The sequence below is a fragment of the Streptomyces sp. NPDC001606 genome (genome assembly GCF_053596835.1).
Window position 1 is genome coordinate 120,039 of sequence record NZ_JBSFHC010000008.1, and the last position, 23,636, is coordinate 143,674.

Genomic DNA, 23,636 nt, shown 5'->3' on the forward strand with positions numbered 1-23,636 from the left:
CTACGTACCCAGCCCGCCGCCTTTCGTGTCATCGCCCCCTGCACGGCCCCCCGCACGTGTGCCTAGCGTCGAGCGATGGGAACAACGGGGACACCGGGCCCGCGCCGCACACGGGACACCTACCGGGACGTGATCGGCCTGACCGGGCCGCTGCTGCCCGGGGTGTCGTTCCTGGGGCGGCTGCCCACGGCCACCGTCCAGTTCGGCAGCGTGCTGCTCGTCGCCCGCACGAGCGGCTCGCTGTCCGCCGCCGGGCTGACCGGCGGGGCCCTCGCACTCGGCCAGGTGGTCTGCGGGCCGCTGGTGGGACGGCTCGCGGACCGGCACGGGCAGCGTCCGGTCGTGCTCGCGTTCTCGCTCGCCCACGCGCTCGCCACGGCCGCCCTCGTCACCGGTGCGCTCACCGGGCTGCCGACGGCGCTCCTGGCCCTCCTCGGGGCCGTCACGGGGGCCACCGTGCCGCTCGTCGGGCCGCTCGCCCGCGCCCGGCTGCTCGCCCTCGCCCGCCGCGCGGGCGCCCCCGAGCACACGGTCGGCGCCGCACTGTCCTTCGAGAGCACGCTGGACGAGCTGTCCTTCGTCCTGGGCCCGGCCCTGGTGGGCCTCGCCGCCGTGCTCGCCCATCCGGCGTACGCACTGGCCGCCGCCGCGCTTCTCGCGGCCACCTGCGGCACCGGCTTCGCCCTCCACCCGACCGCCCACGCCGTACGCCCGACCCCGGCCGGCCCCGCCCCCGGGCGGCGCAGCCCCATGCCCCGCTCCGTGCACGCCCTGCGGGCCGCACTGGCGCTACAGGGCGCGATGTTCGGGGCCTGCCAGGCCGGGATCACCGCGCTCACCGCCCGGCTCGGGCAGGAGGACCAGGCGGGGCTCGTGTACGCGGCCATGGGGGTGATGAGCGCACTCGCGGGGTTCGCCATGGCCGCCGTACCGGCCCGGATCGGGCTGCGCACGCGCTGGCGGCTGGCGACCGGCGCCGCGCTCCTGCTGTCGCTGCCGCTGCCCGTCACCCACGGCCTGCCCGGCCTGTACGCCGTCGTCACGGTCCTCGGCGCCTCCTACGCGCCGCACCTCGTCACGGTGTTCGGGCTCACCGAACGCGCCGTGCCACCGTCCCGGCTGGCCGAGGCGATGGCCTCCGCGACCAGCTCGCTGGTCGCCGGCCAGGCCCTCGCGGTCGCCCTCACCGGCCCCCTGGCCGACTCCCACGGCCCCTCGGCAGCCTTCGCGACGGCAACCGCGTCCGCGGCCCTCGCCTTCACCATCGCCCTGACAGCCGGCCCAGCACCCTTTCCGCCCCCGACCGCCTCCACCGCCCCCGCACGCGCGGACGCGACCTGACCCGGGACGCGGCTGACGACTTAAGGGGGCCCGCCTGTCCGCGCGCGCGTGGGCGCGAACCGAGCCAGGTTGTGGGCCGGCCTCAGTGGATGGGGCCGGCCCGGCGGGAGGTCAGGCGGGGCGTTGGAGGACTGTCAGGCTGCGGTCCGGGAGGGTGATGCGGTCGCCGGCCGCCACCTTCTCGCCGGTTCCCGGCGGTACTCCGTCCTCCTGGGCCGTGTCGACCACCAGCTGCCACTGCCGGCCGTGGTCGACCGGCACCACGAACTCCAGGGGTTCGGGGGAGGCGTTGAACATCAGCAGGAAGGAGTCGTCGGTGATGCGCTCCCCGCGCGGACCGGGCTCGGAGATGGCGTTGCCGTTCAGGAACACGGTCAGCGCGGAGGCCCGCCCCGAGTCCCAGTCCCGCTGTGTCATCTCCCGCCCCTCCGGAGTGAACCAGGCGATGTCGGACAGCTCGTCATGGGTGCCCTCCACCGGACGGCCGTGGAAGAAGCGCCGCCGCCGCAGGACCGGGTGGTCGCGCCGCAGCCACACCATCGCGCGCGTGAAGTCCAACAGCGTGCCGCCGCCCTCTTCGGGCCACGCCAGCCACGCCAGCTCGTTGTCCTGGCAGTAGGCGTTGTTGTTGCCGTGCTGGGTGCGCGCGAACTCGTCCCCGTGACTGATCATCGGCACACCCTGGGACAGCATCAGCGTGGCGATGAAGTTCCGCATCTGCCGCTCCCGCAGCCGCAGCACCCCGGGGTCGTCGGTCGTACCCTCCGCCCCGCAGTTCCAGGACCGGTTGTGACTCTCGCCGTCCCGGTTCTCCTCACCGTTGGCCTGGTTGTGCTTGTGGTTGTACGACACCAGGTCGTGCAGCGTGAAGCCGTCGTGGCAGGTGACGAAGTTGATGGAGGCGAGCGGGCGGCGCCCGTCGTCCTGGTAGAGGTCGGAGGAGCCGGTCAGCCGGGAGGCGAACTCCGCGAGCGTCCGCGGCTCGCCCCGCCACAGGTCCCGGACGGTGTCGCGGTACTTGCCGTTCCACTCGGTCCACAGCGGCGGGAAGTTGCCCACCTGGTAGCCGCCCTCGCCCACGTCCCACGGCTCGGCGATCAGCTTCACCTGGGACACCACCGGGTCCTGCTGCACCAGGTCGAAGAACGACGACAGCCGGTCCACCTCGTGGAACTGCCGGGCCAGGGTCGCCGCGAGGTCGAAGCGGAACCCGTCGACATGCATCTCGGTGACCCAGTACCGCAGCGAGTCCATGATCAGCTGGAGCACGTGCGGGGACCGCATCAGCAGTGAGTTGCCGGTGCCCGTGGTGTCCATGTAGTACCGGCGGTCCTGGGCGAGCCGGTAGTACGACGGGTTGTCGAGGCCCTTGAAGGACAGCGTCGGCCCGAGATGGTTGCCCTCGGCGGTGTGGTTGTAGACGACGTCCAGGATGACCTCGATGCCGGCCTCGTGCAGCGCCCGCACCGCCGACTTGAACTCCAGCACCTGCTGGCCCCGGTCGCCCCAGGAGGCGTACGCGTTGTGCGGGGCGAAGAAACCGATGGTGTTGTAGCCCCAGTAGTTGCTCAGACCCAGATCAGCCAGCCGGTGGTCGTTCACGAACTGGTGTACGGGCATCAGCTCCAGGGCCGTCACCCCCAGTTCCGTCAGATGTTCGATGACGGCCGGATGGGCGAGCCCCGCGTAGGTGCCGCGCAACTCCTCGGGCAGCCCCGGATGCCGCATGGTCAGGCCCTTCACATGGGCCTCGTAGATCACCGTGTGGTGGTACTCGGTGCGCGGCGGCCGGTCGTCGCCCCAGTCGAAGTACGGGTTGATCACCACCGAGGTCATGGTGTGCGGCGCCGAGTCCAGGTCGTTGCGCCGCTCGGGCGCCCCGAAGTGGTAGCCGTACACCTCCTCGCCCCACCGGACGGCCCCGGCGACCGCCTTCGCGTACGGGTCGAGCAGCAGCTTCGCCGAGTTGCAGCGCAGTCCGCGCCCGGGGTCGTACGGACCGTGCGCCCGGAACCCGTACCGCTGCCCCGGCATCACGCCGGGCAGGTACGCGTGCCGCACGAACGCGTCGCTCTCGCGCAGTTCCACCGCCGTCTCCGAGCCGTCGTCGTGCAGCAGACACAGCTCTACTCGGTCCGCGGCCTCCGTGAAGACCGCGAAGTTGGTTCCGGCGCCGTCATAGGTGGCGCCGAGCGGATACGCCGTTCCAGGCCAGACCTGCATGGACACGACTCTCCCAGGTGTGCCGCCCGGCCGGGGCCCGGTCGCCCAGCGAGTCTCGCCGAAAGTGCGGCGGATCTCCCGCGCCCGGGGTCACAGCGGCTCGCGCACGGCGGCTATGAATCCGCTCACTCCCCGCGCACGGCCACGGCGGAACGGCCGTGGAAGGCAGAGGAGTTGAGAAAACCATCCGGGAAACCGACCTGTCCATCCGGCTGCACCGCGTACTGCTCCCGGAGTACCCTTCCTTGATCGTTGAGACGGGGAGAAGCCCGGAAAGCGGAAGGCGGTGCACGGGTGGGCTCGGGAGGGCTGGAGCTGCCCCCTGGTGACGAGGGTCATGAGGGGAACTCCGCGGACGTCCCGCCCGGCGCGGTGTCCCTGGCCCGGCCGATGGACGCGGGATCCATCGGGCCGGAGCTGGACTGGGACGCCGACGCCTGGCACGAGGTGCGCACCCGCGCCCAGCGGGCCGGCCGGGCCTACATCTGGCTGAACCTCGTCGAACAGCGGCTGCGCGCGGTCGTCGCCGCCGTCCTGCGGCCCGTCTACGAACCCGTCCACGGGGACGACTGGGTGGTCGCCGCGGCCGGTCCGGCCGGCCAGGAGTGGGTGCAGCGCGCGGTCGCCGTACGGGAGGTCAGCCGCCGCAAGGGCTATCTGCTCGACCCGGCCGACGACAACGTGCTCAGCTTCCTCACCCTGCCGCAGCTGCGCGAGCTGATGGTGCAGCACTGGCCGTGCTTCGAGCCGTACTTCGACGAGCGCCGCGACCTCGAACTCGCCCTGGACGAGCTGGAGGTCACCCGCAACGTGGTCTCCCGCAACCGTGCGCTGTCCGAGGCGGTCCTCGGCCAGGCCGAGCGGGCCTCGGCCCGCCTGCTGGAGATGCTCGGCGCGGGCGGTGACGTGCCCTCCGCGCGCCGGCTGCCCGTCGACGCGGTCGAGGACCTGGTCGGGGACCGGTACGCCGACGTCGTCGCCGTCCACCCGGACCGGGTACGGCTGCTGCGCCAGTTCCCGGCCGAGGACATCTTCGGCAGCGCCCGGCGCCTCGACGCCATCGGCATCGGCCTCAACCTGCTGGTGCAGAACTTCTCCGGACGGCGCCTGGTCCGGCTCGCCGAGTCCGGCTGCCGGGTGCGGCTGCTCTTCCTCAACCCCGCCTCCAGCTCGGTCAAGCGCCGCGAGCGCGAACTGGGCATGAAGCGCGGCGAGCTGAGCCGCTCGGTCGAGATGAACATCCTGCACATGCGCCGGGTGCGCTCCCGGCTGCGCGACCCGGGCGCCTTCGAGATCCAGGTGTACGACGAGACGCCCCGCTTCACCGCCTACCTGGTCGACGGCGACGGTGCCGACGGCGTCGCCGTGGTGCAGTCCTATCTGCGCGGGGCGCGGGGCATGGAGTCACCGGTACTGGTGCTGCGCAACGGCAGCAAGCTGGTCAGGTCGGACGATGTGGGCGAAGCCGGACTTTTCCCTACCTATCGGGAGGAGTTCGAGCTGGCCTGGGCGGATTCCCGCCCCGTCTCCTGAACGGCCCGCGGTCCCGGGCGGAACGCGCTCCTCGGATTGTCAGTGCCGCGTGCGATGGTGGAGCCCACTGGGGGAAAGCACCACCAAGGAGGGGGACCACCCATGGGCTGGCACCGGGAGCTGCTGATCGGCTTCGACCTGGAGACGACCGGAACGGATCCGCGCGAGGCGCGCATCGTCACCGGCGCGGTGATCGAGGTCCGGGCCGGCGAGCCCGTGGGGCGGCGGGAGTGGCTGGCCGACCCGGGAGTGGAGATCCCGGCCGACGCGGTGGCCGTGCACGGCATCAGCAACGAACGCGCGGCGGCCGAGGGCGAACCGGCCGACCAGGTCGCCGACGCGATCGCGGACACCCTGGTCTCCTACTGGCAGGCGGGCGTGCCGGTCGTCGCCTACAACGCGGCCTTCGACCTCACCCTGCTCACCGCGGAACTGCTGCGGCACGGCCTGCCGTCGCTCTCCGAGCGGCTGGGCGGCCGGGCTCCGGCGCCGGTCGTCGACCCGTACACCATCGACCGCCGGGTCGACCGCTACCGCCGGGGCAAGCGGAACCTGGAGGCGGTGTGCGCGGAGTACGGCATAGTCCTCGGCGCGGCCCATGACGCCACCGCCGACGCCCTGGCCGCGGCCCGCCTCGCCACCGCGATAGCCGACCGGCACACCAAGATCGCCGCGCTCGGCCCGGCCGAACTGCACAGGCTCCAGATCGAGTGGTATGCGGAATGGGCGGCGGACTTCCAGGACTTCCTGCGCCGCAAGGGCGAGGCGGACGCGGTGGTGGACGGCACCTGGCCACTGAGAGAGCTGACCGCGGCCCGGCCCGCGTAGCGCCGGCGGGGCCGGCGGCTCAGAAGGGATACCACCGCACGGTCTCGTCCCCGTCCCGCAAGGACCCCACCCGCCGCCTGAACTCGGCCAGTGCCGCCGCATTGCCCGGCGCGTGCTGGGCCACCCACGCACAGCTGGCGGTCTCCCGCGCCCCGCGCAGCACCGCGCACCCCTCCCACTCCCGCACATCCCAGCCGTACGCCTCGACGAAGGAGTCGTAACGCTCGGCGGGCAGCCCGTACCGGTCCCGGGAGAGAGCCATGACCACCAGGTCGTGCTCGCGCAGGTCCATGGAGAAGGTCTCCAGATCGACCAGCACCGGCCCGTCCGGCCCCACGTGCACATTGCGGGGCAGCGCGTCGCCGTGGACGGGCCCCGGTGTCAGACGGGGCGTCAGCGCGGCCGCGGCCGCCGCGAAGCCGTCCCTGCGGGCCCGGAGATAGGCCGCGTCCGCGGGGTCGATCGCGTCCCCCGCGAGCCGCAGCCAGCGCTCCACCCCGCCCAGCAGATCCCGGGGCGGCAGCGCGAACGGGGGAGCGGGAAGCGTGTGCACGACCCGCAGCAGCTCGGCCAGGTCGCGCGGCTCGGCCGGCCGGACCGCCTCGGGCAGCCGCAGCCACACGGTCACCGGATGCCCCGCCACCAGCCGCGGCTCCGGCTCGGCCGCCCGCACCGCGGGCACGCCCGCCTCCGCCAGCCAGCCGGCGACGGCCAGCTCGCGCCCGGCCCGCTCCAGCAGTTCGGCGTCGCGGCCCACCTTGACCACCAGATCCCCGGCGGCGAACACCGCGTTCTCGCCCAGGGCGAGCAGTCGTGCGTCCCGGGCCGGCCCCGGCAGGACTCCCGTCGCGTCCAGTACGTCACGCGCCCGTGCCTCGTCCATCCTCGTGCCTTTCGCCGCTGCCGTCGTACCGCCGTTGTGCCGCGCCGCCAGTCTCCCATTTCCACAGGTCGGACCAGGTGCGTGGGCCCTCGGTGAGGAACCGGGGCCGCGCGGCCCTACCCGCCCTGGAAAACGCTTGGACGAGACGTCTCGTCTCGTCTACGGTCGTCCTCATGAACGCCCATATAGCGATGTTCTCCGTCGCCGCCCACGGCCATGTGAACCCCAGCCTGGAGGTGATCCGTGAACTGGTCGCCCGGGGACACCGGGTCAGCTACGCCATCCCGCCCGTGTTCACCGAGAAGGTCGCCGCCACCGGCGCCCGGCCCGTGCCGTACACCTCCACCCTGCCCGCCCCCGACGCCGATCCGAGCGCCTGGGGGAGCACCCTGCTGGACCACGTGGAGCCCTTCCTGGCGGACGCCGTGCAGGCGCTGCCGCAGCTCGCCGAGGCCTTCGCGGGCGACGAACCCGACCTCGTCCTGCACGACATCACCTCCTACCCGGCCCGGGTCCTCGCCCACCGCTGGGGCGTCCCGGCGATCTCCCTCTCCCCGAACCTCGTCGCCTGGGAGGGGTACGAGGAGGAGGTCGCCGAGCCGATGTGGGCCGAGCCCCGGCGGACCGCGCGCGGGCAGGCCTACTACGCGCGCTTCGCGGCCTGGCTCACGGAGAACGGGATCACCGAGCACCCGGACCACTTCGTCGGCCGCCCGGACCGCTCGATCGTGCTCATCCCCAGGGCCCTCCAGCCGCACGCCGACCGGGTGGACGGACGCGTCCACCGCTTCGTCGGCGCCTGCCAGGGGGACCGCGCGGAGCAGGGCGAGTGGCAGCGGCCGGCCGGCGCCGAGAAGGTCGTGCTGGTGTCGCTGGGCTCGGCCTTCACCAAGCAGCCCGCGTTCTACCGGGAGTGCCTGCGCGCCTTCGGCGGGCTGCCCGGCTGGCATCTGGTGCTCCAGATCGGCAGCCAGGTGGATCCGGCCGAGCTGGGCGAGGTGCCGCCCGGGGTCGAGGTGCGCGACTGGGTACCGCAGCTCGCGATCCTGCGCCAGGCCGACCTGTTCGTCACCCACGCGGGGGCCGGCGGCAGCCAGGAGGGCCTGGCGACCGCCACGCCGATGATCGCCGTACCGCAGGCCGTCGACCAGTTCGGCAACGCCGACATGCTCGAGTCGCTCGGTGTCGCCCGGCGGCTGGACACCGAGGAGGCCACCGCCGAGCGGCTGCGCGAGACCGCCCTCGCCCTGGTGGACGACCCGGAGGTCGCGCACCGGCTGGCCGGGATCCGGAAGGAGATGGCGCAGGAGGGCGGCACCCGACGGGCGGCCGACCTCATCGAGGCCGAACTCGCCGATCGCATACGGCCGTCGGAGCAGTGACGGATCGGCGGGCCGCGCCGCGCCCGCCCCGGTGTCCGATCCGACGCCAGAGATCCACTTTGTGATTACGAAGACTTGTTGAACAAGTCACAGCTGCGCGTAGAGGTTGATCCGCACCCCGCCGATCGGCCAGAGTTTCGCGCAGCCCGCCTGCCGCGGGACCCGGCCGTCGTGCCCGCCCCCACGGGGCACGACGGCCGTTCTACGCTGGCCGGATGACGACCTATGCGGCGCTGCTGCGCGGAATCAACGTCGGCGGCAGCCGGAAGCTCCCCATGGCCGACCTGCGCGCACTCCTGAGCGACCTCGGCCACACCGGCGTACGCACCCATCTCCAGAGCGGCCAGGCCGTCTTCAACACCGTCCGGGGCGACGAGGAGTCGCTCGCGGCGGAGCTGTCCGGGGCGATCGAGGAGCGGTTCGGCTTCCCCGTGGACGTGATCGTGCGCGATCACGCCTATCTCCGGGCCGTGGCCGAGGCCTGCCCCTTCCCGGCCGCCGGACTCCAGCCCAAGCAGCTCCACGTCACCTACTTCTCGCAGCCGGTCACCCCGGACCGCTACGCCGGCATCGACCCCGCCGCCCATCTGCCCGAGGAGTTCCGGCTCGGCGACCGCTGCCTGTACCTGTACGCCCCGGACGGCCTCGGCCGGTCCAAGCTGGCCGAAGTGCTGTCCCGGCCGCGGTACACGGCGGGCGGTCTGATCGCCACCACCCGCAACTGGAACACCGTGCTCAAACTGGTCGAGCTGACCGCCCCGGACGCCTGAACATCCGCGGGCGATTGGCGCGCGGGCGGAATTGGGCCAGGGAAAAGGGCTGCCATTGGGTCGGGATTCCGCGCCACCGCCCGGGTAGCGTCGCGACCATGACGTACAGCGACACCCCCGCCGAACCGACCCGCGTCGACTTCTACTTCGACCCCGCCTGCCCCTTCGCCTGGATCACCTCCCGCTGGATCCTGGAGGTCGAGCGGCTGCGCCCGCTGGACCTCCGGTTCCAGGTGATGAGCCTCTATCTGCACAACACCGGCAACGAACTCCCCGACTGGTACCGGGATCTGGTGGACCGTTCGATCGGCCCGGTCCGGGTGGCCACGGCCGCCGCCGAGCAGCACGGGGACGCGGTGCTGCGCGATCTGTACACCGCGTTCGGCACCCGCATCCACGAGAAGGGCATCAAGGACTTCGACACCGTGGTCGCCGAGTCGCTGGCCGAACTCGGCCTCCCGGCAAGCCTGTCCGAGGCCGCGCACGACCCGTCGTACGACGCCGCCGTGCGCCGTCGGCACGAGGCCGGGACCGAGCCGGACTCCGGCGGCTATGTGGGCACCCCCACCCTGCACGTCGACGGCACCGTGTGGTTCGGGCCCGTGCTGCGCGCCGTACCGCGCGGCGAGGCGGCCGCCGAGCTGTTCGACGGCTTCCGGCTGCTGGCCCGCAACCCCGACTTCTTCGAGCTCAAGCGCACCCGCACCGGCGCCCTCCGCTTCGACTGACCCGCAGGGAAGGCCGGTTGGCCGATAATCGTCGCTCCCCGGCGCCGGACGCACGCCGCGTGTGACATCGGTGTCCTGGGCGACGCAGAACGAAGAGCCGCCGCGGTCCGACGTCGCAGGGGAGCGCCGGACCGCGCGGCCGCTACCACGCATCCGCCTCCCATGCGCCCCGGTTGCCGAAGCTCGCGACAAACTCACCGTCCTGTCCCTAGGGTGAAGCGCGCGGAACGGCCGGAGCGGAGCGAGCGGGCGGGAGCAGGCGAAGGATGATCGGTACGGGCGGACCGGTACCCGGGTCAACGGGTCCGGATCACCCGGATGGGTGGCTGTTCTCGGCCCGCTCGGGCACGCGGTACGGTCACGATCGAGCCAACCTCCTTGCCTGCGCCCCCCTGCCCGTTCGCGACCGGGCCGTTCGCCGGCAGTGGCACCCCGCGCCCCCGCCCGACCGCGGTCACCGGGAGCTTGACGTCACCGTCGGCAGGCACACCCACCACATCGGTAACGTCAGCGGTCCCGCCATCTTCGGCAGCCAGGGCCTGAAGCGAGGACAGGACATGAGCACGTACAACTACGGAAACGTCGGCGGCCCGGGCCAGTTCGGTATCGATCCCCGGCGCGGCACAGTGGATCTGGCGACCCTCATGGCGGTCGCCGAGCGGCTCACCGAGGCGCTGCACGCCGAATACCCGGGCCTCGTCGACCGCGGCGAGACCATCGAGAGCGAGCTGGCACTCTCCGCCGAGGACGGCCTGCCGCCCAACCGCGGCCGGATCCGCACCGCGCTGGAGGACGTCGCCATCGCCGCCTCGGCCGGCAGCGCCAGTCTCACCTTCACCCGGCACCTCACGCAGGCTCTCGATCTGTGAGCGCAAGCCCGGCGTCAGGCGCCCAGCGCCGCCAGCGTCGGCCGGGCGGCGGCGTCGTACCGTTCCAGCAGCACCCGCGCCACCTCCGGCGCGGGGCCCAGGACGTCCGCCAGCACATCGGCGCCGGCCGCCCCCCGCGCGATGCGGTCCGGCAGAAAGCCGGGCGCCAGCACATACGGCGCCACGGCCACCCGCGCACAGCCGAGGGCCCGCAGCTCGGCCACGGCGTCCTCGGTGCGGGGGAACCCCGCGGCAGAACCGGCGGAGGCGAACGCAGGCCGCACGGCGCACCAACCGGTGTGCCACCACTCCCGCGCGATATCCGCGATCACTGCGATCGCCTCCGGGTCGGAGGACCCCGCCGAGGCCAGCACGACCCCGGTCGAGGACTTGTCGGCGGGCCTCAGCCCCGCCTCGTACAGGCGCCGTTCCAGCGCCGACAGCAGCAGCGGCGACGGGCCGAGCACCTCCGCCTGCCGGATCCGCAGCCGCGCCGGCGCCTGCCGCAGCACGGCCGGGATGTCGGCCTTGGCGTGAAAGGCGCGGGTCAGCAGCAGCGGCAGCGCCACCACGTCCCGCACCCCCTCGGCCGCCAGTGACTCCAGCACCCCGTGCACCGACGGCACGTTGAAGTCCAGGAAGCCGGTCTCCACCCGCAGCCCCGGCCGCAGCGACCGCACCCGCTCCACCAGGGCGTGCACGGTCGCGGCGTGCCGCGGGTCGCGGCTGCCGTGGGCGACGAGGAGGAGAACGGACTCGTTGCGCATGGTCAGCCCTTCACCAGCAGACCGCGGCTGCGCAGCACCCACCGCTCCAGCGGACTGAAGATCAGCAGGTCGATGGCGATGCCGACGAACAGGATCAGGAAGATCGCCTCGAACACCATCGACATGGAGCTGGCGTTGCGGCCGTTCTCCAGCAGCGCGCCCAGACCGATGCCCAGGTCCGGCGAGGAGGCGATGATCTCCGCGGCCATCAGCGACCGCCAGGAGAAGGCCCAGCCCTGCTTCAGGCCCGCCAGATAGCCCGGCAGCGCGGCCGGCAGGACGATGTGCCAGGCGCCCCGCAGACCCGTCGCGCCCAGGGTGCGGCCGGCCCGCAGGAACAGCGGCGGCACCTGGTCGATGCCGGAGACCAGGCCGTTGGCGATCGACGGTACGGCGCCGAGCAGGATCACCGCGTACATCATCGAGTTGTTCAGCCCCAGCCAGATCACCGCGGGCGGCACCCACGCCACCGACGGCAGCGACTGGAGCCCGGACAGCACCGGCCCGATGGCCGCCCGCAGGAACTTCACCCGGGCCACCAGCAGCCCCAGCGGGGTACCGATGGCGAGGGCGAACAGAAAGCCCAGCAGGCCGCGCGAGACGGAGGTCCAGATGTAGCCGAGGAGCTTGCCCTCCAGCCAGGCGTCCCGGAACTCGGCGCCGACGTCGGCGGGGGAGGGCAGCTTGGCCGGGTCATCGACGATCTTGAAGGAGATCAGGCCCTGCCACACCGCCAGCACCACCAGGGTGGCCACCAGCGGCGGCAGGATCTTGCCCACGAAGGTCTGCCGGAGCGGGGGCCGGCCGGGGACCGTGGTCTCCAGCGCGTCCAGGCCCGCCTCGACGCTCGCCAGTTCCCCGGCCGTCCCGGTCGTTTCAGTGCTGGCCATGGCGGCGGATCTCCTCACGCAGTACATCCGTGATTTCCAGGGACAGTTCGGCGACCGGCGCGTCCTCGATGCGCCGGGGCTGCGGGAGGTCCACCCGCCATTCGCGGGCCACCCGGCCCGGCCGGGACGACAGCAGGACGACCCGCTGCGCCAGCCGCACCGCCTCACGCACGTTGTGCGTCACGAACAGCACGGACAGACCCGTCTCCGCCCAGATCCGGGTCAGCTCGTCGTGCAGCAGGTCCCGGGTGATCGCGTCCAGGGCCGCGAACGGCTCGTCCATCAGCAGCAGCCGGCTGTCCTGGGCGAGCGCGCGGGCCATGGCGACACGCTGGCGCATACCGCCGGACAGCTCGTGCACCCGCTTGCCGTGGGCGCCCTTCAGCCGGACCAGTTCGAGCAGCTGCTCGGCCCGCTCGCGCCGCTCGCTCTTCGGCACACCCCTGAGCTTCAGGGCCAGTTCGATGTTCTTGCCCGCGGTCAGCCACGGGAACAGGGCGTGCTCCTGGAACATCAGGGCCGGGCGGCCCTCGGTGGTGATGCTGCCGGCGGAGGGCTCGTCCAGCCCCGCCACCAGGTTCAGCAGGGTCGACTTGCCGCAGCCCGACGCACCGAGCAGGGTGACGAACTCGCCCGGCGCGACATCGAGGCTGATGTCGTCCAGGACGAGCTGCTGCCCGCCGGGGGTCGGGAAGGACTTCGAGACGTGGTCGATGCGCGCCGCGTGCTCGACGGACCGGGCGGCCTCGGCGAGGGTCGTGGCCATGGACGTCACCTCCTGGGAACTCATCGGCTACAGGGCTACTTGACGCCGAGACCGGCGTCGCTGACAGTGCTCTCGCCCTCGGCCTTCAGGACCTTGTCCAGGAGGGTGAGGTCGTAGATGCCGTCCAGCTTCGGGCGGTCCAGCAGGCCGGCCCGGACGGCGTGCTGCGCCTCGGTGCGCAGGGTCGAGGCCAGCGGGTCGTCGGTGAAGCGGATGGACTTCCACGCCGGGTCCAGGACACCGGCGGGCAGGGCCTTGCCGCTGTCGAGGGCCAGCTGCCTGTTGGCCGCGGCCTTCGCCTGCTCCGGCTCGGCGTTGATCCACTTGTTGGTCTCGACGGAGGCCCGCAGCACCGCCTCGACGGCCTTCGGGTGCTCCTTCAGGAAGCTCTGGCGTACGACGATGTTCGTGATCACGAACTTCTTGTCCGGCCACAGCGACGCCTCGTCCAGCAGCACCTTGCCGCCCTCGGCGACCAGCTTGGACGCGGTCGGCTCCGGCACCCAGGCGCCGTCGACGGAGCCGGACCTGAAGGCGTCCGGGGTCACCTTGTTGTCCGTGCGGACGACGGAGACATCGCCCTGGCCGCTCTGCGCGTCGACCTTCCAGCCCTGCCGCGACACCCAGTCGAGGAACGCCACGTCCTGCGTGTTGCCCAGCTGCGGGGTGGCGATCTTCTTGCCCTTGATGTCCTTCAGGGACCTGATCTTCTTCGGGTTGACGACGAGCTTCACGCCGCCGGAGGCGGAACCGCCGATGATGCGCAGGCTCTTGCCGTCCGACGTGGTGTAGCCGTTGATCGCCGGGGAGGGACCGATCCAGCCGATGTCGATGGACCCCGAGTTGAGCGCCTCGATCTCGGAGGGACCAGCGTTGAACACCTGGTAGGTGGCCCGGGTGGCGCCCAGCTCCTTCTGGAAGAAGCCCTTCTGGTTGCCGACCAGCGCGGTCGCGTGCGTCAGATTGCCGAAGTAGCCGATCCTGACGGAGTCGAGTCCGTCGATCTTCCTGGCCCCGGCGGCGATCTTCACGGTGCCGGTGTCGGCGGCCTTGGAGCCGTAGCCGCAGGCGGACAGGGCGAGCAGGGGCAGCACGACGAGCGCGGCTGCGCCGCGCCGAAGGAGCTTCGAGCTGGCAGGCACGGGAGGCGTTCCTCTCGTTGGCCCGGCGGTCACGTCGGTCAGGTCGTGGCCGGGAGATCGGCAGGTCTTCGTCTACGACGACGGGGAGCGAGGGCGCGCGAGCGGTGCGCGTACGTCAGCGCGCACATCGGGCCACCCCGCCCTCTCCGCTGCCGACGGCGCCGCTGCCGATCCGGCCGCCCTCCTTCGCGAACGTCCCGTAGACATCGGTCGGCTGCATGTTCAGAAGTCCCAGCCGTCGTCGTCGGACGGGTCCGTGACCGGCTCCGGGGAGGCGAAGGACTCGCCGACCATGCCCGCGGTGAGCGTGGTGCCGTCGGACGGGTCGATCAGGATGAACGAGCCCGTGCGGCGCGAGTCGGCGTAGGAGTCCACCGGCAGCGGCTCGGCGGTACGGATCTTCACCCGGCCGATGTCGTTGGCGACGAGCCGGCCCGGGTGCGGGTGCAGGGACAGGTCGTCCAGGGTGAGCCGGGACGGGATGTCCTTCACGATCCCCTTGACCGTGCGCGTGCCGTGCTTGACGAGCACCCGGTGGCCCACCGTGAGCGGCTGGTCGGCGACATGGCAGACGGTCGCCTCCACGTCCTGCGTGGTCGGCGGCGCGTCCTTGGTCGGGACGATCAGATCCCCGCGGGAGACGTCGATGTCGTCCTCCAGCAGGACCGTCACCGACTGCGTCGTCCACGCCACCTCGACCGGCCGGCCGAGCAGGTCGATGCCGGAGATCCGCGTGGTCCGCCCGGACGGCAGGACCGTCACCTCCTCGCCGACCCGGAAGGAACCCGCGGCGATCTGCCCCGCGTAGCCCCGGTAGTCCGGGTGCTCGGCGGTCTGCGGCCGGATCACGTACTGCACGGGCAGCCGCGCGTGGCAGTGCGCCAGGTCGTGGCTGACCGGCACCGTCTCCAGGTGCTCCAGGACGGTCGGACCGCCGTACCAGTCCATGTGCGCGGAGGGCTCCACCACGTTGTCACCGGCCAGCGCCGAGATCGGGATCGCGGTGACCTCGGGCACGCCCAGCTCGGTCGCGTACGCCGTGAACTCCTCGGCGATCGCCGCGAAGACCGTCTCCTCGTAGTCGACCAGGTCCATCTTGTTGACCGCGAGGACGACGTGCGGCACCCGCAGCAGGGCCGCGATCGCCGCGTGCCGGCGGGTCTGCTCGACCACGCCGTTGCGGGCGTCGACCAGGATCACCGTCAGCTCGGCGGTGGAGGCACCCGTGACCATGTTCCGGGTGTACTGCACATGGCCGGGCGTGTCGGCCAGGATGAACCGGCGCCGGGGCGTCGCGAAGTAGCGGTACGCCACGTCGATGGTGATGCCCTGCTCCCGCTCGGCGCGCAGGCCGTCGGTGAGCAGCGCCAGGTCCGGGGCGTCCTGGCCACGGCTCTCGGAGACCCGCTGCACGGCCTCCAGCTGGTCGGCGAGGACCGACTTGGAGTCGTGCAGCAGCCGCCCGACCAGGGTGGACTTGCCGTCGTCGACGGAGCCGGCGGTGGCGAACCGCAGCAGAGTGGTGGCCGAGAGCGCCTCGGTCGTCGTCGTGCTCATGCTTAGAAGTACCCCTCGCGCTTGCGGTCTTCCATCGCGGCCTCGGACAGCTTGTCGTCGGCCCGGGTCGCGCCCCGCTCGGTGAGCCGGGAAGCGGCGATCTCGGCGATCACGGCGTCCAGCGTGGTGGCGTCGGAGTCGACGGCACCGGTGCAGGACATGTCACCGACGGTCCGGTACCGCACGAGCCGCTTCTCCACGGTCTCGCCGTCCTTCGGGCCGCCCCACTCGCCCGCCGTCAGCCACATCCCGCCGCGCCGGAACACCTCGCGCTCGTGCGCGAAGTAGATCTGCGGCAGCTCGATGCCCTCGCGCGCGATGTACTGCCAGACGTCCAGCTCGGTCCAGTTGGACAGCGGGAACACCCGGACGTGCTCACCGGGCGCGTGCCGGCCGTTGTACAGGTTCCACAGCTCGGGCCGCTGCCTGCGCGGGTCCCACTGGGAGAACTCGTCACGCAGCGAGAACACCCGCTCCTTGGCGCGGGCCTTCTCCTCGTCCCGGCGGCCGCCGCCGAAGACGGCGTCGAACTTCTCGCTCTGGATCTTCTCCGTGAGCGGCAGGGTCTGGAGCGGGTTGCGGGTGCCGTCGGGACGCTCCTTGAGTACACCCCGGTCGATGTAGTCCTGTACGGAGGCCACATGGAGCCGCAGCCCATGTGCGTCGACCACACCGTCCCGGTACTCAAGGACCTCCGGGAAGTTGTGTCCCGTGTCCACATGCAGCAGCGAGAAGGGAACGGCGGCCGGGGCGAACGCCTTCAGCGCCAGATGCAGCATGACGATGGAGTCCTTGCCACCGGAGAACAGGATCACCGGGTTCTCGAACTCGCCCGCCACCTCGCGGAAGATGTGCACCGCCTCGGACTCCAGCGCGTCCAGGTGCGACAGGGCGTACGGGCTGTTCGTGCCGCTCTCGGCCTTGGCCACGGTCGTCATGCCAGTCCCCTCTCGCTGAGCAGGGCGTACACGGACGCCGCGGACTCCTGCACGGTCTGGTTCTGCGATTCGATCCGCAGGTCGGGCTTCTCGGGCTGCTCGTACGGGTCGTCGACCCCGGTGAGCCCGCTCAGCTCGCCGGCGGCCTGCTTGGCGTACAGCCCCTTGACGTCCCGCACCGAGCACACCTCGACCGGGGTCGCCACATGGATCTCCAGGTACGGCGTCCCGTTCTCCGCGTGCCGGGTGCGCACCGCGTCCCGGCTGTCGGCGTAGGGCGCGATCACCGGGACCAGCGCCTTGACGCCGTTGCGGGCGAGCAGCTCGGCGACGAAGCCGATGCGCTGCACGTTGGTGTGCCGGTCCTCGCGGGAAAAGCCGAGGCCCGCCGAGATGAACTCGCGGATCTCGTCGCCGTCGAGCACCTCGACGCGGTGGCCCTCGGTGCGCAGCCGGGCGGCCAGCTCGTACGCGATGGTGGTCTTGCCGGCGCTCGGCAGACCCGTGAGCCAGACGGTGGCTCCGGTGTTCACGTCGTTCTCCAAAGAGGTCTGATGATGCGTCATCCGTGCAGCCCGCACTCGGTCTTGGCCCGCCCGGCCCAGCGGCCGGCCCGCGCGTCCTCGCCCTCGAGGACCCTGCGGGTGCAGGGGGCGCAGCCGACGGAGGCGTAGCCGTCCATCAGCAACGGGTTGGTGAGGACGCCGTGTTCGGCGACGTAGGCGTCGACGTCGTCCTGGGTCCACCGGGCGATCGGGGAGATCTTGACCTTCTGCCGCTTCTCGTCCCAGCCGACCACCGGGGTGTTCGCCCGGGTCGGGGACTCGTCGCGGCGCAGCCCGGTCGCCCAGGCGTCGTACTCCCTGAGGCCCGCCTCCAAGGGCTGCACCTTGCGCAGCTTGCAGCACAGGTCGGGGTCGCGGTCGTGCAGCCGGGGGCCGTACTCCGCGTCCTGCTCGGCGACCGTCTGGCGCGGCGTCAGGGTGATGACGTTGACATCCATCACGGCCTCGACGGCGTCCCGGGTGCCGATGGTCTCCGGGAAGTGGTAGCCGGTGTCCAGGAAGACGACGTCCACGCCCTTTCGCACCCGCGAGGCGAGATGCGCGACCACGGCGTCCTCCATGGAGGAGGTGACGCAGAACTTCGCGCCGAAGGTGTCCACCGCCCACTGGAGGATCTCCAGGGCGGAGGCGTCCTCCAGGTCCCGGCCCGCCTGCTCGGCGAGCGCCTTCAGTTCCTCGGTCGTACGGTCCTGCCGGGCCGTCGTCATATCCGGTCGTCCCCTCCGTTGTCGGCCCGCTGGAGCCCCCGGGCGAGCAGCCCGAGGAACTTCAGCTGGAATGCGCGGTTGCACGCCCCGCACTCCCAGGCGCCGTGCCCTTGTTCACCCGGACGCAGGTCCTCGTCGCCGCAGTAGGGGCAGTAGAAAGGCGCGGCCCGCTCGCTCACGACAGGGCCTCCTCGGAAGCACGGGCCGCCCAGGTGGCGAACCGCTCGCCGTCCTCGCGCTCGGCCTGGAAGCGCCGCAGCACCCGCTCGACGTAGTCGGGCAGTTCCTCCGCGGTGACCTTCAGACCGCGCACCTTGCGGCCGAAGCCCGCCTCCAGACCGAGGGCGCCGCCCAGGTGCACCTGGTAGCCCTCGACCTGCCGGCCCTGGTCGTCCAGGACCAGCTGGCCCTTGAGACCGATGTCCGCGACCTGGATACGGGCGCAGGCGTTCGGGCAGCCGTTGAGGTTGATGGTGATCGGCTCGTCGAAGTCCGGCAGGCGGCGCTCCAACTCGTCGATGAGCGTCGAACCGCGCTGCTTGGTCTCGACGATGGCGAGCTTGCAGAACTCGATGCCGGTGCAGGCCATCGTGCCGCGCCGGAAGGAGGACGGCCGGGCGGTGAGGTCCAGCGCCTCCAGGCCCTCCATGAGGGAGTCGACCTGGTCCTCCTCGACATCGAGGACGATCATCTTCTGCTCGACGGTGGTGCGCACCCGCCCGGAGCCGTGCGCCTCGGCGAGGTCGGCGACCTTCGTCAGCGTGGCACCGTCCACCCGGCCGACGCGCGGGGCGAACCCGACGTAGAACCGGCCGTCCTTCTGCCGGTGCACACCGATGTGGTCGCGCCACTGCTGCACCGGCTGCTCGGGGGCGGGCCCGTCGATCAGCTTGCGCCCGCCCAGGTACTCGCCCTCCAGCACCTGGCGGAACTTCTCCGCACCCCAGTCGGCGACGAGGAACTTCAGCCGGGCCCGGTTGCGCAGCCGGCGGTAGCCGTAGTCACGGAAGATCGAGATGACGCCCTCGTAGACGTCCGGGACCTCGTCGATCGGCACCCAGGCGCCGAGCCGCACGCCCAGCTTGGGGTTGGTGGACAGACCGCCGCCGACCCAGACGTCGAAGCCGGGGCCGTGCTCGGGGTGGCGTACGCCGACGAAGGCCACGTCGTTGATCTCGTGCACCACGTCCAGCACCGGCGACCCCGAGATGGCCGTCTTGAACTTCCGGGGGAGGTTGGAGTAGGCCTTGTTGTTCAGGACGCGGCGCTTCATCTCCTCCAGCGCCGGCGTGCCGTCGATGATCTCGTCCTCGGCGATGCCCGCCACCGGCGAACCGATCATCACACGCGGGGTGTCACCGCAGGCCGTGACCGTGGACAGGCCCACGGCCTCCAGCCGTTCCCAGATCTCGGGCACGTCCTCGATCCGGATCCAGTGGTACTGGACGTTCTGCCGGTCCGTGATGTCGGCGGTGCCGCGCGCGAACTCCTGCGAGATCTCGCCGATGACGCGCAGCTGACGGGTGGTGAGGGCACCTCCGTCGATGCGCACCCGCAGCATGAAGTAGCGGTCGTCCAGCTCCTCCGGCTCCAGCACCGCGGTCTTGCCGCCGTCGATCCCGGGCTTGCGCTGGGTGTACAGACCCCACCAGCGCATCCGGCCGCGCAGGTCGCTCGGGTCGATGGAGTCGAAGCCGCGCTTGGAGTAGATCGTCTCAATGCGTGTCCGCACATTGAGACCGTCGTCGTCCTTCTTGACCTGCTCGTTGCCGTTGAGCGGGGTGAAGTGGCCCACCGCCCACTGGCCCTCACCGCGGTGACGGCTCACCTTGCGGCGGGGCGCGGAGGCGGCGGGGTTCTGTGGGCTGGCGGCCATGGTTGTACGTCCTTCGGGACCGGAGGAATCGGCTCTGACCTGCGCATACGAGCGCACGCGGGCATGGTTGCGCATCATCGCGCAGGCGGAATCAGCTACGGGGAAGTCGGCGGTGCTGGTGGGATCAGCTCGCCGGACAGATGGCGCTGGACATGCGGCCGAGGTCGACGTGCCGCCGACTCACCAAGGCAATTCCAGTTCCAGACATGACGGAAGCGTGTCATGGCGATCTGGACACAGTCCAGCTTTGTCCATCATGCGGACGTCTCTGTCTCGTAACGCGAGACGAGAGTGTCGTCGCTCACATGTGCCGTGCGAAGGCTTGTCCCGGCAGGTCAGGCAGGGTATGCGCCGGGCCACGGTCCCGGGGTGGGCACATCCGGCTCAAGCTCCACCTTCGTGTCGAACAGGGTGAAACCGCGGCGCTGGTAGTTGGCCATCGCGAACTCGCCGTCGAGGCTGCACGTGTGCAGCCACACCCGCTTCGTCGGCGGACGCTCCGGCCAGCGCTCGGCCAGGTCCCAGGCGCGGGCCGTGCCGTACGACAGCAGATGACCGCCGATGCCGCGACCGCGGAAGGCCGGGAGCAGCCCGAAGTAGACGATCTCCACCACGCCCTCGTCCTGCGGGTCCAGCTCGACATAGCCCGCCGGGGTGCCGCGCTCGTACGCCACCCACGTCTCCACCCCGGGCCGCTCCAGGTGCTCCCGCCACTGCGCATGGGTCCAGGGGAGCCGGTCGGTCCACCGGAGGTCGCCGCCGACCGAGGCGTACAGGAAGCGGCTCAGCTCGGGGGAGGGCACCTCGGCGCGCACGATCCGGACGTCGCCGTCGGGCGCGGCGGCGGGCAGGAGGTCGGCCGGGGAGGTCTGCTCCAGGGACCAGGTGGTGACGGGCACGCTGCTCATGCGAGCCAGGGAACCATCCCGGCACCGGATCTGTCGATCGACCAGGTCACGCGCAGGGGCGGCCGGCCGGACGCGTCATTGCACCGTGCGGTCGAGTGCGGCGAGCGGCAGGCAGAACAGCATGCGGTCCGACAGGGACCAGACCTCGCCGGTCTCCTGCCAGTAGGACAGGGAGCCCGCGGACGCGGCCCAGCAGCGGTGCGAGGCGTCCGCGCCACAGCGCGCCGCCTTCGCGCCGCCGACGTCCTGCCGCCACAGCCCGCCGTGCCCGTCCCGGTAATCGGGCAGGTGTCCCACATACCAGGACGACACCTCCGCCCCGGCCTGCCGGTACGACAGCACTCCCCGGATCCCGGTGGCCCGGGTCCGGTACGCCTCCACCGACTCCACCCGGCCCCGGGTGTCCGTGGCGAGCAGTCCGCCCCGCCCGGGCGCGGTGCTGAACGCGTACCGCCACAGCCGGCTGTGCCCGTCCCCGGGATCGGTCCGCTCCGCGGCGACCAGACTGTCCGGGACCGTGCCGCGGTCGACGGCGAGCGCGCCGGGGCAGGGCGCGCCGGAGGAGGTGCAGCGGCCGGCCGAGAAGCGGTACGAGCCGACCGCCGGCATCACATACCGGTAGCCGGCGGCGGACCAGCCCCCGGGCACCCGGCCGATCGCGGACCCGGCGACCGTGGTGCGCTCGATGCGGTCGACGTCGTAGACATAGAGCGCGTCGGCGCTGCCGGCCGTGGTGGTGACCAGCAGCTTGCCCTGGTACCAGACCATCCCGGAGATCCCCGAGGCCAGCCCCCGGTAGTCGCGGCCGCCGTCGACCGGCACCACCAGCAGCACCCACCGGTAGGCGAGGCGGGCGGGGTCGTCGGCGTTCACGAAAGCGACGCGGGCGAGGCCCTGCCCGGCGGCCGGGCCGTCCGCGGCGCCGCGGGTCCAGCCGCTGAGGACGACCCGGTGGGTGCCCCAGACACCGTCGTCGTCGGCGTCGCCGGAGGTGGTCACCGAGGCCGGCCGCCACGCGGTGGAACCGGTGTCGGCCGGGTCCCAGCAGTAGGCGTGGTCGGCGGCCGGTGCGACGGGCAGCGAGGCGCGGTCGGCGGCGGAGCAGTCGGCGGACTCGCGCATCCGGCGGTCCGCGCTGCGCAGTACGGCGTCCACCCCGACCGGGCGCCCCATCCCCGCGGCGAGCCGGTCCAGCGTGCGCTGCGGGACCAGCTGCTCCCGCAGCCGCAGCGGGGCGGTGTCCGCCGGGGCGGTCAGCGGCCTGAGCGCGCCGGGGTTCTCCGCGACCTGGGCCTGGGACGTGCTGATCAGGGTGGCGGCGGCGGTGAGCGCCAGCGCGGCCCCGGTCAGGACCGCGCGCAGGGCCGCGCCCCGTCTGCGCCGGCGGTGTCTGCCGCGATGCATCATCCCGACCCCTCTTCCAGGCCCTCCGCACGGCCCTCCGTCACCAACTGCGTCTTCTGGTCCGTAGGTTGAACCGAGAAGCAGGCGGGGAGACCGCACAGCGATGCTACGGCAGTGGCAGGCCGTGCCGGGTGAAGACTCCGCAGTTGGCCCGTAGACACGCCGTAGACACCGGGCGGACCGGCTCAAGGGGCCTCGGGGCTGCGGGCGGGCTCGGTGGGCATCAGGGCGGTGCGGCGCCGCGCCACCGCCGGCGCCGTCGAGCGGGGCAGCAGGTCACGCGGGTCGGCCGGGAGCACCACCTCGACCTCCGCGGTCTCGCAGAATCGATACGGCCGATGGCAGAGCAGTTCCCCGAGATACCGCCGGATCCGCGACATCTCGGCCCGTACCGTCACCGTGCGTGCGGGATCCCCGAACAGGTCCTCGGCGAGCGCCGCGGCGCCCCGCCCGGCCCGGTGCTCGGCGAGCAGAAACAGCAACTCCGCGTGTCGCGGGCTCAGTTCCCGCGACCAGGAACCCGCCGCGGCGGAGACCGTCAGCGCACAGCGGTCCGGCCGGGCGAGGTCCACCAGGATCCGGGTGGCCGAGGCTCCGCGCGGCTCCTCCTCCGCCCGCAGCAACCAGCCCCCGGCCAGCGGCTCCACCGCGCACGAGCCGAGCCCGGGCAGCCACCGGCGCCCCGGCGTCAGCGAGTTGGGGAGCGTCACCCGCCGGACGTACGGCATGCCCGTCACCGCCGCCGCCCAGCCGTCCCGGTCCACCACCAGCGCCCGCCCGTCCAGCCGGGCCAGTACCGGCGCCGCCACCGCCCGCAGCCGCTCCAGCGAGGCCAGATGCAACTCGCGCAGCCGCGCCTCGGCCAGCTTGGCCACCGTGTCCACCCAGGCGAGCGTCGCCGGATGCATGGTCTCCAGCGGGCCGCTGACATCCACCACCCCGAGCAGCCGACCGTCCCTGGGATCGCTGATCGGGGCACCCGTGCAGGTCCAGGAGAGCTGCGAGCGGACGAAGTGCTCACCGGCGAAGACCTGGACCGGCTGCCGTACGACCGCCGGGGTGCCCACCCCGTTGGTGCCGACGACGTCTTCCCGCCAGTCCGCGCCGAGTTCGAACCCCAGGCCGTCGGCCTTGCGCAGTACCGGAACGGCCCCCTCCCGCCACAGCACCCGGCCCTCGGCGTCCGCGACCACCATGATGTGCTGGGCCACGTCGACGACCGAAAGCAGTCCCTCGCGCAGCACCGGCAACACATGGCGCAACGGTGACTCCGCCCGCCGGCGCAGCACCTCGTCCGAGGGCAACAGCCCGGACCGGCAGTCGCGATCGGGGTCGACGCCGCGCCGCAGCATCCGCCCCCAGGACTGCTCGATCACCGGCCGCGGCGCGATCCGTGCACGTCGACCGGCGAGAGTGGCCTCTCGCACCTCGCACAGCACCCGCGCCGCCTGCGCCGCGTCCACGGCGGCCAGACGCGCCACGTTCATCGGCGGGTTCACCACAGGGGTCCTCCCGGAAAGGGCATCGAACACATTTGTCAAGCCGTCCGGGCGGCGGT

General features: G+C 72.2%; 22 protein-coding genes and 1 pseudogene. 7 read left to right on the top strand and 16 right to left on the bottom strand.

The genetic code is table 11. From position 1 onward, the window contains the following. The first annotated feature begins 75 nt into the window (after window positions 1-75). Window positions 76-1,341, top strand: coding sequence for an MFS transporter (locus ACWCV9_RS17245; RefSeq protein ID WP_450787513.1), 1,266 nt, complete (start codon window positions 76-78; stop codon window positions 1,339-1,341). 111 nt (window positions 1,342-1,452) lie between these two features. Here ACWCV9_RS17245 and glgX read toward each other — a convergent pair whose 3' ends face one another. Then, window positions 1,453-3,564 (bottom strand): glycogen debranching protein GlgX, encoded by a 2,112-nt coding sequence (gene glgX, locus ACWCV9_RS17250; protein ID WP_450787514.1) that lies wholly within the window; start codon window positions 3,562-3,564, stop codon window positions 1,453-1,455. A gap of 294 nt (window positions 3,565-3,858) precedes the next feature. Between glgX and ACWCV9_RS17255 the strand changes: the two genes are divergently transcribed. After that, window positions 3,859-5,097 carry an SAV2148 family HEPN domain-containing protein gene (locus tag ACWCV9_RS17255; RefSeq protein ID WP_450787516.1) on the top strand — a complete coding sequence of 413 codons (1,239 nt, stop codon included), beginning with the start codon at window positions 3,859-3,861 and terminating at the stop codon, window positions 5,095-5,097. A gap of 102 nt (window positions 5,098-5,199) precedes the next feature. Further along, window positions 5,200-5,925: an exonuclease domain-containing protein gene (locus ACWCV9_RS17260; protein WP_450787518.1), complete on the top strand. Its 726-nt coding sequence runs from the start codon at window positions 5,200-5,202 to the stop codon at window positions 5,923-5,925. A gap of 19 nt (window positions 5,926-5,944) precedes the next feature. Here the strand turns inward: ACWCV9_RS17260 and ACWCV9_RS17265 are convergent, their stop codons facing one another. Next, entirely contained in the window at window positions 5,945-6,808 is an 864-nt protein-coding gene (locus tag ACWCV9_RS17265) for a phosphotransferase enzyme family protein (protein WP_450787520.1), read from the bottom strand. Between the two features lie 136 nt (window positions 6,809-6,944). Here ACWCV9_RS17265 and mgt point away from each other — a divergent pair. From mgt to ACWCV9_RS17285, 4 genes and pseudogenes are all read left to right on the top strand, one after another. Continuing rightward, window positions 6,945-8,190 (top strand): annotated as a pseudogene (mgt, locus tag ACWCV9_RS17270) (macrolide-inactivating glycosyltransferase). 215 nt (window positions 8,191-8,405) lie between these two features. Then, window positions 8,406-8,960, top strand: a complete 555-nt coding sequence (locus ACWCV9_RS17275; protein WP_450787521.1) for a DUF1697 domain-containing protein — start codon at window positions 8,406-8,408, stop codon at window positions 8,958-8,960. A 98-nt stretch (window positions 8,961-9,058) separates the two neighbouring features. Then, window positions 9,059-9,688: a mycothiol-dependent nitroreductase Rv2466c family protein gene (locus ACWCV9_RS17280; protein ID WP_450787523.1), complete on the top strand. Its 630-nt coding sequence runs from the start codon at window positions 9,059-9,061 to the stop codon at window positions 9,686-9,688. A 557-nt stretch (window positions 9,689-10,245) separates the two neighbouring features. Further along, window positions 10,246-10,557: a hypothetical protein gene (locus tag ACWCV9_RS17285; protein ID WP_450787524.1), complete on the top strand. Its 312-nt coding sequence runs from the start codon at window positions 10,246-10,248 to the stop codon at window positions 10,555-10,557. 14 nt (window positions 10,558-10,571) lie between these two features. On the opposite strand, the gene ACWCV9_RS17290 is transcribed toward ACWCV9_RS17285, so the two are convergent. The 14 genes from ACWCV9_RS17290 to ACWCV9_RS17355 all read right to left on the bottom strand — a co-directional run bounded on the left by ACWCV9_RS17290 (window position 10,572) and on the right by ACWCV9_RS17355 (window position 23,565). Beyond that, window positions 10,572-11,324 (bottom strand): sirohydrochlorin chelatase, encoded by a 753-nt coding sequence (locus ACWCV9_RS17290; protein WP_450787526.1) that lies wholly within the window; start codon window positions 11,322-11,324, stop codon window positions 10,572-10,574. 2 nt (window positions 11,325-11,326) lie between these two features. Further along, window positions 11,327-12,214 (bottom strand): ABC transporter permease, encoded by an 888-nt coding sequence (locus tag ACWCV9_RS17295; RefSeq protein WP_450787527.1) that lies wholly within the window; start codon window positions 12,212-12,214, stop codon window positions 11,327-11,329. After that, complete coding sequence (locus ACWCV9_RS17300; protein ID WP_450787529.1) at window positions 12,201-13,004, bottom strand: ABC transporter ATP-binding protein; 804 nt, start codon at window positions 13,002-13,004, stop codon at window positions 12,201-12,203. The genes ACWCV9_RS17295 and ACWCV9_RS17300 overlap by 14 nt, the downstream gene beginning before the upstream one ends. An 11-nt stretch (window positions 13,005-13,015) precedes the next feature. After that, the gene (locus ACWCV9_RS17305) at window positions 13,016-14,122 is read right to left on the bottom strand and encodes an aliphatic sulfonate ABC transporter substrate-binding protein (protein ID WP_450787531.1); all 1,107 of its coding nucleotides are present in this window, start codon (window positions 14,120-14,122) and stop codon (window positions 13,016-13,018) included. Between the two features lie 222 nt (window positions 14,123-14,344). Then, a complete protein-coding gene (locus ACWCV9_RS17310; protein WP_385840684.1) occupies window positions 14,345-15,679 on the bottom strand; it encodes a sulfate adenylyltransferase subunit 1 in 1,335 nt (444 codons plus the stop codon). Between the two features lie 2 nt (window positions 15,680-15,681). Then, complete coding sequence (gene cysD, locus ACWCV9_RS17315; RefSeq protein WP_450787533.1) at window positions 15,682-16,617, bottom strand: sulfate adenylyltransferase subunit CysD; 936 nt, start codon at window positions 16,615-16,617, stop codon at window positions 15,682-15,684. Further along, window positions 16,614-17,150, bottom strand: a complete 537-nt coding sequence (cysC, locus tag ACWCV9_RS17320) for an adenylyl-sulfate kinase (RefSeq protein ID WP_450787535.1) — start codon at window positions 17,148-17,150, stop codon at window positions 16,614-16,616. Before cysC ends, cysD begins: the two co-directional genes overlap by 4 nt. 29 nt (window positions 17,151-17,179) lie before the next feature. Then, window positions 17,180-17,890, bottom strand: a complete 711-nt coding sequence (locus tag ACWCV9_RS17325; protein ID WP_450787536.1) for a phosphoadenylyl-sulfate reductase — start codon at window positions 17,888-17,890, stop codon at window positions 17,180-17,182. Beyond that, window positions 17,887-18,069, bottom strand: a complete 183-nt coding sequence (locus ACWCV9_RS17330) for a hypothetical protein (protein ID WP_385840688.1) — start codon at window positions 18,067-18,069, stop codon at window positions 17,887-17,889. The genes ACWCV9_RS17325 and ACWCV9_RS17330 overlap by 4 nt, the downstream gene beginning before the upstream one ends. Beyond that, a complete protein-coding gene (locus ACWCV9_RS17335) occupies window positions 18,066-19,766 on the bottom strand; it encodes a nitrite/sulfite reductase (RefSeq protein WP_450787538.1) in 1,701 nt (566 codons plus the stop codon). The genes ACWCV9_RS17330 and ACWCV9_RS17335 overlap by 4 nt, the downstream gene beginning before the upstream one ends. A 124-nt stretch (window positions 19,767-19,890) precedes the next feature. Further along, window positions 19,891-19,974 (bottom strand): putative leader peptide, encoded by an 84-nt coding sequence (locus ACWCV9_RS17340; RefSeq protein ID WP_309486338.1) that lies wholly within the window; start codon window positions 19,972-19,974, stop codon window positions 19,891-19,893. A 127-nt stretch (window positions 19,975-20,101) separates the two neighbouring features. Continuing rightward, on the bottom strand, window positions 20,102-20,674 hold the full coding sequence (locus ACWCV9_RS17345) for a GNAT family N-acetyltransferase (RefSeq protein ID WP_450787540.1): 573 nt from the start codon (window positions 20,672-20,674) through the stop codon (window positions 20,102-20,104). Between the two features lie 75 nt (window positions 20,675-20,749). Further along, window positions 20,750-22,081, bottom strand: coding sequence for a hypothetical protein (locus ACWCV9_RS17350; protein WP_450787541.1), 1,332 nt, complete (start codon window positions 22,079-22,081; stop codon window positions 20,750-20,752). 182 nt (window positions 22,082-22,263) lie between these two features. After that, the gene (locus tag ACWCV9_RS17355; RefSeq protein WP_450787543.1) at window positions 22,264-23,565 is read right to left on the bottom strand and encodes a GAF domain-containing protein; all 1,302 of its coding nucleotides are present in this window, start codon (window positions 23,563-23,565) and stop codon (window positions 22,264-22,266) included. Window positions 23,566-23,636: the final 71 nt, after the last annotated feature.